Annotated in this window: 17 protein-coding genes; 16 read left to right on the forward strand and 1 reads right to left on the reverse strand. The window is 66.9% G+C overall.

The window, feature by feature from the left end; translation table 11 throughout:
* The first annotated feature begins 5 nt into the window (after window positions 1-5).
* From BKA14_RS33560 to BKA14_RS33585, 6 genes are all read left to right on the forward strand, one after another.
* On the forward strand, window positions 6-392 hold the full coding sequence (locus BKA14_RS33560) for a response regulator (protein WP_184954779.1): 387 nt from the start codon (window positions 6-8) through the stop codon (window positions 390-392).
* Complete coding sequence (locus BKA14_RS33565; RefSeq protein ID WP_184954780.1) at window positions 389-874, forward strand: chemotaxis protein CheX; 486 nt, start codon at window positions 389-391, stop codon at window positions 872-874. The genes BKA14_RS33560 and BKA14_RS33565 overlap by 4 nt, the downstream gene beginning before the upstream one ends.
* On the forward strand, window positions 871-1,233 hold the full coding sequence (locus BKA14_RS33570) for a response regulator (RefSeq protein ID WP_184954781.1): 363 nt from the start codon (window positions 871-873) through the stop codon (window positions 1,231-1,233). The genes BKA14_RS33565 and BKA14_RS33570 overlap by 4 nt, the downstream gene beginning before the upstream one ends.
* A gap of 7 nt (window positions 1,234-1,240) precedes the next feature.
* Window positions 1,241-1,729, forward strand: coding sequence for a hypothetical protein (locus tag BKA14_RS33575; protein ID WP_184954782.1), 489 nt, complete (start codon window positions 1,241-1,243; stop codon window positions 1,727-1,729).
* 134 nt (window positions 1,730-1,863) lie between these two features.
* The gene (locus tag BKA14_RS33580; RefSeq protein ID WP_184954783.1) at window positions 1,864-2,310 is read left to right on the forward strand and encodes a flagellar hook assembly protein FlgD; all 447 of its coding nucleotides are present in this window, start codon (window positions 1,864-1,866) and stop codon (window positions 2,308-2,310) included.
* Window positions 2,311-2,335: 25 nt separating this feature from the next.
* Window positions 2,336-3,619, forward strand: a complete 1,284-nt coding sequence (locus tag BKA14_RS33585) for a flagellar hook protein FlgE (protein WP_184954784.1) — start codon at window positions 2,336-2,338, stop codon at window positions 3,617-3,619.
* Between the two features lie 6 nt (window positions 3,620-3,625).
* On the opposite strand, the gene BKA14_RS33590 is transcribed toward BKA14_RS33585, so the two are convergent.
* Entirely contained in the window at window positions 3,626-3,799 is a 174-nt protein-coding gene (locus BKA14_RS33590) for a hypothetical protein (RefSeq protein WP_184954785.1), read from the reverse strand.
* Between the two features lie 16 nt (window positions 3,800-3,815).
* Between BKA14_RS33590 and BKA14_RS33595 the strand changes: the two genes are divergently transcribed.
* The 10 genes from BKA14_RS33595 to BKA14_RS33640 all read left to right on the forward strand — a co-directional run bounded on the left by BKA14_RS33595 (window position 3,816) and on the right by BKA14_RS33640 (window position 11,390).
* Complete coding sequence (locus BKA14_RS33595) at window positions 3,816-4,109, forward strand: flagellar FlbD family protein (RefSeq protein WP_221477378.1); 294 nt, start codon at window positions 3,816-3,818, stop codon at window positions 4,107-4,109.
* Window positions 4,109-4,900: a flagellar motor protein gene (locus tag BKA14_RS33600; protein ID WP_184954787.1), complete on the forward strand. Its 792-nt coding sequence runs from the start codon at window positions 4,109-4,111 to the stop codon at window positions 4,898-4,900. The genes BKA14_RS33595 and BKA14_RS33600 overlap by 1 nt, the downstream gene beginning before the upstream one ends.
* A gap of 4 nt (window positions 4,901-4,904) precedes the next feature.
* Window positions 4,905-5,921 (forward strand): flagellar motor protein MotB, encoded by a 1,017-nt coding sequence (locus BKA14_RS33605; RefSeq protein ID WP_184954788.1) that lies wholly within the window; start codon window positions 4,905-4,907, stop codon window positions 5,919-5,921.
* A gap of 12 nt (window positions 5,922-5,933) precedes the next feature.
* Entirely contained in the window at window positions 5,934-6,392 is a 459-nt protein-coding gene (locus BKA14_RS33610; protein ID WP_184954789.1) for a flagellar basal body-associated FliL family protein, read from the forward strand.
* A gap of 119 nt (window positions 6,393-6,511) precedes the next feature.
* Entirely contained in the window at window positions 6,512-7,459 is a 948-nt protein-coding gene (locus tag BKA14_RS45300) for a flagellar motor switch protein FliM (RefSeq protein ID WP_184954790.1), read from the forward strand.
* Complete coding sequence (gene fliN, locus BKA14_RS33620; protein ID WP_184954791.1) at window positions 7,456-8,208, forward strand: flagellar motor switch protein FliN; 753 nt, start codon at window positions 7,456-7,458, stop codon at window positions 8,206-8,208. Before BKA14_RS45300 ends, fliN begins: the two co-directional genes overlap by 4 nt.
* Window positions 8,209-8,213: 5 nt before the next feature.
* On the forward strand, window positions 8,214-8,636 hold the full coding sequence (locus BKA14_RS33625; protein ID WP_184954792.1) for a flagellar biosynthetic protein FliO: 423 nt from the start codon (window positions 8,214-8,216) through the stop codon (window positions 8,634-8,636).
* Complete coding sequence (gene fliP / locus BKA14_RS33630; RefSeq protein ID WP_184954793.1) at window positions 8,633-9,490, forward strand: flagellar type III secretion system pore protein FliP; 858 nt, start codon at window positions 8,633-8,635, stop codon at window positions 9,488-9,490. The genes BKA14_RS33625 and fliP overlap by 4 nt, the downstream gene beginning before the upstream one ends.
* Window positions 9,487-10,251 carry a flagellar biosynthetic protein FliR gene (locus BKA14_RS33635; RefSeq protein ID WP_184954794.1) on the forward strand — a complete coding sequence of 255 codons (765 nt, stop codon included), beginning with the start codon at window positions 9,487-9,489 and terminating at the stop codon, window positions 10,249-10,251. Before fliP ends, BKA14_RS33635 begins: the two co-directional genes overlap by 4 nt.
* 47 nt (window positions 10,252-10,298) lie before the next feature.
* Window positions 10,299-11,390 (forward strand): EscU/YscU/HrcU family type III secretion system export apparatus switch protein, encoded by a 1,092-nt coding sequence (locus BKA14_RS33640; protein ID WP_184954795.1) that lies wholly within the window; start codon window positions 10,299-10,301, stop codon window positions 11,388-11,390.
* Window positions 11,391-11,410: the final 20 nt, after the last annotated feature.

Genomic DNA, 11,410 nt, shown 5'->3' on the forward strand with positions numbered 1-11,410 from the left:
AGCCGATGCGCGCCATGGTGATCGACGATTCCCGCGCGATGCGCATGATCCTCAAGCGCATCGTCACCAAGCTCAACTTCGAGGCGGTGGAGGCGGGCGACGGCAAGGAGGCGCTCGACCTTCTCCACGCGATGACCGAGGTGCCGGAACTGGCCCTCATCGACTGGAACATGCCGAACATGAACGGGCTCGAGTTCGTCACGCACGCGCGGGCCGATCCGCGGCTGCGCGAGATGACGCTGGTCATGGTCACGACCGAGAGCGAACAGAGCCAGATCGTCCGCGCGCTCGCCGCGGGCGCGCACGAATACGTGATCAAGCCCTTCACCGAAGGCGCCATGATCGAAAAGTTGGCCCTGCTGGGCCTCGTCCCGACCGGAGCGAACTCATGAGCATCGAAGTCGAGGTCAATGAGAACGACCTCGCCGAGATGGTGGAGCAGGTGTGGGAGTCGTATCTGGATCCCGAGGGCGTGAGCCCGCTGATCCCGACCTACGACGAGAACCAGCCGTCCGAGGTGCACTCCTCCGTCTCCATCACCGGTTCCTGGACCGGATACGTCGTCTACGCCTCGTCCGTCGCGGCCGCCCGGCGCGCCGCCGGCGCGTTCCTGGCCATGGAACCGGATGAGGTCGGCGACGAGGACCTCTCCGACGTGCTGGGCGAACTGGCCAACATCGTCGGTGGCAACGTCAAGGCGATGTTGCCGCCGGGCGCGCTGCTCTCACTGCCGCAGGTGGTGCTCGCGCCCGAAGCGACGGCGCGTTTTCCCGGCACCCAACGGATCAGCGGGGTCTACGGGATGTGGGAGGGCGAGCCGGTGTCGATTTCCATGTGGCATAGCCGCGGTGACAACAAGGAGGGCGCGGAATGAAGATTCTCATCGCTGACGACAGCCGGGTGATGCGGCAGATCGTGGTCCGCACCCTGCGCCAGGCCGGCTTCGGTGATCACGACCTGATCGAGGCGGCCAACGGGCAGGAGGCCTTCGACATGGTCAACTCGGAGAGCCCCGATCTGGTGCTGTCCGACTGGAACATGCCTGAGATGACCGGCATCGAGGTGCTCAAGAAGCTCCGGGCGGCCGGGAACGACGTCAAGTTCGGCTTTGTGACGTCCGAGAGCACTCCTGAGATGAAGGAACAGGCGGATTCCGCCGGTGCTCTCTTTTTCATCGTGAAGCCCTTCTCGGCTGAGCGATTCGATGAGGTCTTCGCTCCTATTTTGGGATGATTACGACATGTCTGACGTAACGGTTCTTCCTGGCACCCTGGCCGTCCGCAACCTTTTCGAGGATCTGCTCGGCCGGGAGGTGACCGTCAGCCCCGGTGAGCCTCTCAGCGCCGATGAGATTCCCACCTCGACGGTCGCGATTTTCGTCGACTCGGCCCAGAACATCTATGCCGTGCTCGGGATGGAGCTGGCCCTGGCGGCCAACGCCGGCGCCGCGCTCGGCCTGCTGCCCGCCGGTGCGGCCGAGGACAGCATCGACGACAAGCAGCTCTACCCCAACCTGGCCGAGAACGTGGGCGAGCTCTGCAACGTGCTGACCAGCCTGCTCAACCGTGAGGGGGGCCCGCACATCAAGCTCCACCAGGTCGTCTATCCGGGTGAGCCGCTGCCCGGCGACGCCCGGGCCCACCTGATGGCGCTCGGCCGGCGCGTCGACCTGCTCGTCGACGTCAACCGGTACGGCAAGGGCAAGCTCAGCCTTTCGCTGGCGCCCTGATCACGAGAGACACAGAAGGGCCCGCCTGACGGCGGGCCCTTCTTGCGTTGCCGGACGGGATCAGTCCGGTGCTAAGCAAATTGCCGATCCGGCCGAAGCAGAGTTTGAGCGGGCTAAACGGACGGGAGCAACCTATGACCTCGCCACTCTCCGGACTCTCCGGCGCCGCGGCTGCCGCGGCGGCCGGGCCCGGCGCCAAGGAGAAAAGCAAGACGCTGGGCGACCGGGACACCTTCATGAAGCTCCTGGTGGCTCAGCTGAAGTATCAGGACCCCAGCAAGCCGGCCGACTCCACCCAGTTCCTGGCCCAGACCGCCCAGTTCACTCAGGTCGAGAAGCTCGAAGGCATCGCCGACATGCTCAAGGGGCAGCAGCTGATCACGGCCAGCTCCCTGGTCGGCAAGAACGTCGAATACATGGACGGCGACGGCGTCCGGCACACCGGCGTCATCTCGGCCGCCAAGCTCAACGGCGACAGCGAACCGATGCTTCGGATCGGGAACACGGAAGTGCAGCTGTCCAAGGTCACGGAAGTCCAGGAGAAACAGCCTGGCGGGACCGACGCGACGACAAAGCCGTAACTCCTCAACCGAGAAGGAACCACCCATGTTGCGTTCGCTCTATTCCGGCATCAGCGGCCTGCACGCGCATCAGCAGATGATGGACGTGACCGGTAACAACATCGCCAACGTCAACACCGTCGGTTACAAGGCGAGCTCCGTCCAGTTCCAGGACACGCTGAGCCAGATGACCGCCGCGGCCGGCGCCCCGCAGAACGGCCAGGCCGGCTCGAACCCGGGCCAGGTCGGCCTCGGTGTCCGCAACGCCGGCATCACCTCGAACTTCAGCCAGGGCTCGGCGCAGACCACCGGCAAGGCCGGCGACATGATGATCCAGGGTGACGGCTTCTTCATCACCCGCCGGGGCAACGAGGAGCTCTACAGCCGGGCCGGCTCGTTCTTCTTCGACGCCAACGGCACCCTGGCCACCGCGACCGGCGAGCCCGTGCAGGGCTGGACCGCCGACGAGGACGGCACGGTCAACCCGGCCGCGAAGCCGGGCGACATCAGGATGCCCCTGGGCAAGAGCATCTCACCGGTGGCCACCAGCACGGTGGAGATGAAGGGCAACCTGACCAATGACATGCCCGAGGGCGTGACCGACCCGACCACGATCCCGGCCATCGAGATCCCGTTCAAGGCGTTCGACAAGACGGGTAACCCGATCAGCCTCTCGGCGAAATTCACGCGGACCACCGCCGATCCCACGGCCTCCGTCCAGGACTGGAAGGTGACGCTCACGAAGTCTGGTGATGACGGGCCGGCCACGCCGGTCACCGCGACCATCCAGTTCAAGGACGGCAAGCCGGTCGCCACGCCGCCGGCGACGAAGGCGATGCTGGAGTTCTCCGGGGCCACCGCGATCGACCCCAACATCAGCGACACATTCTCCGTCGACGCCGGGGACCTGACGATGTTCCACGGCCTGACCGAGGCCCGGGTGTCGGACTCCAACGGCAACGCGGCCGGCACGCTGGCTTCGCTGTCGTACACGGTCTCGGACACCGGCCAGATCGTCGGCGCGTTCAGCAACGGCCAGAAGAAGGTCCTCGGTCAGGTCGCCCTGGCCACGTTCAAGAACGTCAACGGGCTCGAGAAGACCGGTGACTCGCAGTGGCGTTCCACCGTCAACTCCGGTCTGGCCCAGGTCGGCACGCCCACCAGCTCCGGCCTCGGCCAGGTCATCAGCGGCGCGCTGGAGATGTCGAACGTCGACCTGGCTCAGGAGTTCACCAACCTGGTCATCGCCCAGCGCGGCTTCCAGGCGAACTCCCGCATCATCACGACCTCCGACGAGCTGCTCCAGGAGCTCGTCAGCATGAAGCGGTAAACGGCATCACCAGGAGTTCGGCCGCCGGCCGGGGCAGGCGCGTTCGCGTCTGCCCCGGCCGTCGTCGTTCGACGCCAAGGTCTGCACCCGTACGACCACCGGTTCGATCTCATCGGCAACCGCGATCAGGCCGAAACACATGTCGAAGGCCACGGACGGCCGGCCAGCCAGGAACAACACCACCACCCAAGGACGGATGAAAGTGATCCTCGTAACCCGCATCAACGGTGCTGTGTTCGCCCTGAACCCCGACCTGATCGAGCGTGCCGAGTGCACTCCCGACACGGTCGTCACGCTGGTGGACGGCACGAAGTACATCATCGCCGAGTCCGTGCCCGAGTTCATCGAGTCAGTGCGGCACTACCGCGCCTCACTGATCGCCCAAGCGAGTCGTCTCGAGGCCGAGCCCACCAACACCCACTCCTCCGCTCCGTCGTCCGACGGCGACGACGACGCCAAGGTGCTCCCGCTGCACCGGAATGGACGCTGATGGACATCTCAACTGTCGTCGGTGTAGTCGCCGGCCTCATCATCATCTTCACCGTTCAGATCCTGGAAGGCGGTTCACCGGCCTCCATCATCCTGATCCCGTCGATGCTGCTGGTGTTCGGCGGCGCGTTCGCAGCCGGTATGGCGGGTGGCGTCCTGAAGGACGCGACCGGTGCCGGCAAGCAGCTCCAGAAGGCGTTCACGGCCAAGGTCACGCCGCCCACCAAGCTGGTCGAAGAGGTCGTGAAGCTGGCCGAGCGGGCCCGCCGCGAGGGCCTCCTGGCCCTGGAGGACGCGGTCAAGACCGTGGAGCACCCGTTCCTGAAGCGGGGACTGCAACTGGCGATCGACGGCACCGACCCGGACGAGCTGCACGACATCCTGCACGCCGAGATCGCGGCCAAGAAGAAGGCCGACAAGGCCAGCTCGAAGCTCTTCGAGAACATGGGCGGCTACGCCCCGACAATCGGCATCATCGGTACGGTCATGGGCCTCGTGCACGTGCTCGAGAACCTCGACAAGCCGGACACCCTCGGTCACTCCATCGCCGCCGCGTTCGTCGCGACCCTCTGGGGCGTGCTCAGCGCCAACGTCATCTGGCTGCCCGTCGCCGCCCGCCTGGCCCGGCTCAGCGGCGTCGAGGCCGAGGAGATGGAGCTGGTCGTCGACGGTGTGCTGGCCATCCAGGCCGGCTCGAACCCGCGTCTCGTGGCGCAGAAGCTCCGCAGCCTCCTCCCGCCGGACGAGGCCAAGAAGGCCGAGGCGGCCGCGAACACGAAGAAGGCGGCCTGACGCGATGAGCGGTGGCGGCGGTAAGCGCAAGAAGCCTCATGAGGAGCACGAGGAGCACGTCAACCATGAGCGCTGGCTCGTGTCGTACGCCGACATGCTGACCCTGCTGTTCGTACTCTTCGTGGTTCTGTACTCCATGAGCGACGTCAACATGAAGAAGTTCGCCCAGCTCGCCTCGGGTCTGTCGTCCGGTTTCGGCGCTCAGAGCGTCGCCTTCCAGGGCCAGACCGGGCCGATGGACGGCTCCGGCAACAGTGCCGAGATCGTGCAGATCGACCCGGGCGCCAACCCGGGCGACGGCAAGGCGGGCAACTCCAACCTGACCGCTCAGCAGAAGGAGGCGGTCAAGGCCGCGATGGCGGCCGAGGACCGTAAGAAGGCTTCGCAGAATGCGGAAGCCGCCACCAAGGAAGCCGAGAACCTCAAGAAGATCGAGAACAAGATCTCCGATGCCCTGGCCGCGCAGAAGCTGCTCGGCTCGGTGCAGTTCACCATCGACCGGCGTGGCCTGGTCGTCACCATCCTGACCAACGAGGTGGTGTTCGCCGGCAACCGGGCCGACCTGCAGCCCGGCGGTAAGAAGATCCTCGACGCCATTGCCCCGTCCCTGGTCAAGCTGCCGAACAACATCGAGGTCGACGGCAACACCAACCAGCTCAAGGCCAAGACCACCTTCTACCCCAGCGGCTGGGAGCTCAGCGCGGCCCGCGCCTCCACCACGGTGCGATACCTGGGAAACCACGGCATCGCCAAGAACCGGATGAGCGCGGTCGGTTTCTCCGACACCAAGCCACTGATCAACCCGTCCGACCCACGTTCGATCACCATGAACCGCCGCGTGGACATCGTGGTGCTGACAACGCTCAGCGCCGACCAGGCGGCACTGCTTCCGGCCGCGGCCGGGGCCGACAACAAACTGCACCCGGGACAAACCTCAGCTGCAGCCAAGTCGGCTCAACAGGCCGAAACGCAGGCCGATAACAACAGCGAAGCCAACAACACCAACCCGACGCAAGACTGAGAGGAGCTTTCGATGAGCAAGGACGAGACGACCACCACCGCCGCCGACGCCCCCAAGAAGTCCAAGAAGATGCTGATGATCATCGTGGCCGCCGCAGTCGTGCTGCTGGGCGGCGGCGGGGCCGGTGCCTTCTTCATGCTCAAGGGCGACAAGGCCGAGGCCGCGCCGGTCAAGGGCAGCGTGGTGGCCCTGGAGGACGCCATGACCATCAACCTGGCCGACGGTCACTACCTCAAGCTGAACTTCTCGCTGCAGCAGACCGCGGACGCCGGCGCCGAGTCGGTTGACACGAGCGAGGCCCGCGAGCTGGCGATCGACGAGTACACCGGCAAGAGCCTGGCCGACCTCTCCACCGAGAAGGGCCGTGAGGAGCTCAAGAAGGAGCTCACCGCGAAGATCGTGAAGGCGTACACCGAGGAAGACAAGAAGATGGTGATGGGCGTCTACTACACCTCGTTCGTCACCCAGTAACGACCAGCTGGTCAGCTCGAGCGGGCGGGTTCACTCCGGTGAACCCGCCCGCTCGGCTTTCCAGGGCTTAAAACGGTCCTCCCGCTCAGCCGTTCCGGAAACGAGCCGATGGGGACAACGTGACCAACGCCGCACGAACCCCGGGCCGGATATCCCGCCGCGGCCAGGGGACAGGGCCGACCGCCTACGACTTCCGCAAGCCGATCAAGCTGTCCCGTGAGCACGTCCGGACGTTGCAGATCGCGTTCGAGACCTACGCCCGGAGCTGCGGAACCCTGCTCACCACGCGTCTGCGAGCGGTCAGCAACGTCACGCTCGCCTCGATCGAGCAGCTGAACTACGACGAGTACGTCGCGGCCCTGAACAACCCCACGGTGATCGCGGTGGTGGCGCTCGACCCGCTGCCCCACACGGCACTGATGGAGATCTCCACCTCGGCGTCAATGACCGCGATTGATCATATGCTCGGCGGTCCCGGCGGTCCCCAGCCGGAGCGGCCGCTGACCGAGGTCGAGATGCCTCTGCTGCGCGGCCTGCTCGAGCGGATGCTGGGCGAGCTGCGCTACGGCTTCGAGACGCTGGTCGACATCCACCCCAAGCTCAAGGACATCGAGTACAACGCGCAGTTCCTCCGGGCCCATCAGCCCGGGGACGCCTGCGTGATCGCGTCGTTCGACGTGAAGATCGGCGCGGAAGAGACCATGCACACCTTCTGCCTGCCCTTCAACACGATCCTCCCGGTGCTCTCGCGCACCGAGACGGTGGTGCTCAGCGAGGCCGAGCGGGCCACCAAGGAAATGTCGATGCGCAACCTCACGGCCGGCCTTTCCTCGGCCCCGCTGGACGTTGCGGTCCGATTCCAGCCCATTCGCATGCGGACCGATGACATCGTGGACCTACGGCCCGGAGATGTCGTCCCGCTCGGTCATCCGACCAGCCAGCCGCTCGAGGTAACCGTCAACGAGACCGTTTTCGCCCATGCAGTTCCCGGTAACCAGGGTGCCCGGCTCGCCTGTCTCGTCGTGCCCACCCCCAAGGAATCGCCCAAGGAGTCTGGTCGCCCATGACCGCGCCCACCATCACCGCGCCGCAGCTGGCGCTCGCCCGCAACGCGGCCGACGCCGCTCTGGGCGTCCTGCCCACCAGCCGGCCCCTGGCCGTCGCCGAGCCGATCGCCGCCGGCGCGGACATCCTGACCGAGGGGCAGGCGGTCACCGCCAGGTTCAGCGGTGCGGCCACCGGCGAGGTCGTCGTGGTGGTCGGGCAGGACCTGGCGGACGCGCTCAAGGAGAGCCCGCTCGGCGAGCTCGACCTGACCGCCGCCGTGCGACCGGCGCTGGAGGCCGCCGCCCGGGTGTTCGGGCCGGTCGTGCTCGACCCCGGCCAGGTGATGGAGCCGCAGGTGGCCCTGAGCGCGATCGCCGCCAAGGACGACGCCGTCGCGGTGCCGCTGGTCGAGGGCCCCGAGATCCGTGCCGTGCTGGCCCTCGCGCTGAGCCCTTGGCCGTCCGACGCCGTGGGCGGCAACGTCGCCCGGCGGGAATCGGCCGGGCCCGCGGTGCCGCTGCGCGGCGGGCTGGACATGCTGCACGACGTCGAGATGGAGGTCTCGGCCGAGCTGGGCCGCACCCGGATGAGCGTGCGGGAGCTGCTGTCGCTGACCCCGGGCGCGATCGTCGAGCTCGACCGGGCCGCCGGCAGCCCGGCCGACCTGCTGGTCAACGGCCGGTTGATCGCGCGCGGCGAGGTCGTCGTGGTCGACGAGAACTTCGGCATCCGGGTCACCGAGATCGTCGCCCCCGGGGTCGAGGGGTAACGGTCTTGTTCGAGATCGTCCTGCGGATCGGCTTCTCGCTCTTCATCATCCTCGGGATGATGTGGGGCCTGGCCCGGCTCATCCGGCGTCCGCTGCTCGGGCGCGGGCACGGGACGCTGGAGGTGCTCAACCGCCAGCAACTCTCCCGGGGCGCCGCGGTGGCCGTGGTCAAGGTGGCCGACCGCGCGATGATCCTCGGCGTCACCGACCAGCAGGTGAGCCTGCTCGGCGAGGCCGAGGTCGAGATCTTCGAGCACCATCACGCCGAGCACCGCGACCACCTGCAGGTAGCGGATGAACTGGCCGGCGGGCCCCGCGATCTACCCGGACGGCATCCCGCGGCATCCCGGCTCGAGGGTTCGGTCCTCTCGCCGCGCACCTGGAAGACGGCGCTGGAGTTCCTCCGCGATCGGACCAGTCACCGATGATCAAGCGCGCGTTGTTCCTGTTGCTGGCGAGCCTGGGGTTGGCGCTCGTGCTCCTGCCCGGGGCGGCGGGCGCGGAGCCCACCCGTACGCCGGCCGCACCGGACCGCGCGCCCGCGACAGTGGTGGTCGCCCTGCCGGAACGAGCCCCCGCGCCGCCCAGCCCGCCGGCCCGTCCCAGCCGGCCCAACATCAACGTCAACATCAACGGCACCAACCCGGACGGCAGTCGCCCGGCCACGTCGCTGATCATCATGCTGGGCCTGACCGTGCTCTCGGTTGCGCCCGCGTTGCTGCTGCTCTGCACGTGTTTCACCAAGATCTTCATGGTGCTCGGCATCACCCGCAACGCGCTCGGCCTGACCAGCATGCCGCCCAACCAGGTGCTGGCCGGCCTGGCCGTGTTCATCAGCCTGTTCATCATGGGACCGACCGTGTCGCAGATGAACGAACAGGGCGTGCAGCCCTATCTGAAGGGCGACAAGAGCCAGTCCCAGGCGTTCGAGGACGGCGTGAAGCCGTTGCGCGACTTCATGTGGAAGACCACCCGCGAGGACGAGGTGGCGCTCATGATCAAGCTGTCGGGCGACGAGCGGCCGCGGAACCGGGACGACGTCGAGCTGACCACGCTGGTGCCCGCGTTCGTGCTGTCCGAGCTGCGCGCCGCCTTCATCATCGGCTTCGTCATCTTCATCCCGTTCCTGCTGATCGACATGGTCGTCTCGGCGTCCCTGATGTCTCTGGGCATGATGATGCTGCCCCCGGTGACAGTGGCTCTGCCCTTCAAGCTCCTGTTGTTCGTGCTGGTCAACGGGTGGGGGTTGATCCTGACGGCGCTGGTGGCGTCGTACCGATGAACTTCAGCGTCCCGACCGCCGAACTGCTCGCCCTGATGCTCGGCGCGGCCCGTACGGGGGCCTGGATGATGGTCTGCCCGCCGTTCAACTCGCGGCTCATCCCGGGCACGGTCAAGGCGTTGCTCTCGGTCGGGCTGACCCTGCCGCTGTTCCCCTACCTGCGCGGCACGCTCCCGTCGCTGCAGACGTCGGACATCATCTTCAGCGTCCTGATCCAGGTCTTCGTGGGTGCCGGGCTCGGCTTCGTCACCGCGGTGATGTTCGCCGCGTTGCAGGCCGCCGGTGACCTGATCGACCTGTTCGGCGGTTTCACACTGGCCATGGGTTACGACCCGCTCTCGCAGAACCAGAGCTCGATCTTCGGCCGCGTCTACAACCTCATCGCGGTCACCCTGCTGTTCGCCACCGACGGCCATCAGCTCGTCCTGCGCGGCTTCCTGCAGACCTTCAAGACCGTGCCGCTCAATTGGACCTTCACGTCCGGCACCTTCACCGAGCTGCTGATCAGAGGGATCGGTGAGCTGTTCCTGGCCGCCGTGCAGATCGCCGGTCCGTTGATCGCCGTCCTGTTCCTCACCGATGTGGCGTTCGGCCTGCTCAACCGGGTCGCGCCGGCGCTCAACGCGTTCCAGCTGGGCTTCCCGGCCAAGATTTTCATGGTGCTGCTCATCTCCGGTATCGCCATCTCCGCCCTGCCCGGCGTGGTCGACTCGATCGTGGAGCGCGCGGTCAACGCCGTCGTTCAGCTCACCGGCACCTAGCTCGTCCTCCTCCCGCATGATCCACAAGCCGTGACCCAGGGGGTGAGATGTCGGGCGAGAAGACTGAACAACCGACACCCCAGAAACTCAAGAAGGCCAAGCGCGAAGGCCAGATCGGCAAGTCCCAGGACATCGGCGCCTGGTTCGGCATGCTGGCCGCGAGCGTGATGCTGCCGCGCACCCTGGAAACGGCCATGAAGCACGCCGAGGAGCTGGTCACGCAGATCCCCGACGTCATCGCCGACCCCCAGCCGGCCCAGGCGATGGCCCTGCTCAAAGAGGCCGGCATGAGCACGGTGTGGGCCGTGCTGCCGCTGGCCCTGACGATGATGGTGGTGGGCATCGCCGCTTCCGGTGCCCAGGGCGGCATCCGGGTCGCGACCAAGCTGTTCATCCCCAAGTTCAACCGGCTCAACCCGTGGCCCGGCCTCAAACGGATGCTCGGCCCGCAAGCCCTCTGGGAGGGCACCAAGGCCCTGGTCAAGACCGGCGTGCTGGCCGGCGTCCTCTACGTCACCACCAAGGACGTCTTCCCGGCGCTGATGAGCGCCGGGCAGCTGCCGCTGGCCGCGCTGTTCGGCACCGTCACCGACGCCGCCCTCAACCTGATCCGGGCCGCCTCGGTGGCGGGTATCGCCATGGCCGCGGCCGACTACTTCGTCGTGCGCCGGCGCACCAACAAACAGCTGCGGATGACCAAGGAAGAGGTCAAGCAGGAGTACAAGAACAGCGAGGGCGACCCGCTGATCAAGGCGCAGATCCGGGCCCGGCAGATGGCGATGGCCCGCAACCGGCAGATGGCCGACGTGCCGACCGCGGACGTCGTCATGGTCAACCCCACCCACGTGGCCGTGGCGTTGCGTTACGAGGCGCAGAAGGGCGCGCCGCGCGTCGTGGCCAAGGGTCAGGGCCCGCTCGCCACCAAGATCCGCGAACTGGCCGGCGAGCACCGCGTTCCCATGGTCGAGGACAAGCCGCTGGCCCGTGCGCTCTACGGCGGCGTCGAGGTGGGCCACGAGATCCCGGCCGAGTTCTTCGGCGCGGTGGCCCGGGTGCTGGCGTTCGTCATGAGCCTGAAGGTGAAGGGCTCGGCGGCAGGCCTGCACCGCAACCCACATTCTGAATCAGAGGCCGCATAACTGAAAAGTTAGGAGATTTC

Origin of the sequence: Paractinoplanes abujensis (assembly GCF_014204895.1) — a bacterium.
Lineage (GTDB): Bacteria > Actinomycetota > Actinomycetes > Mycobacteriales > Micromonosporaceae > Actinoplanes > Actinoplanes abujensis.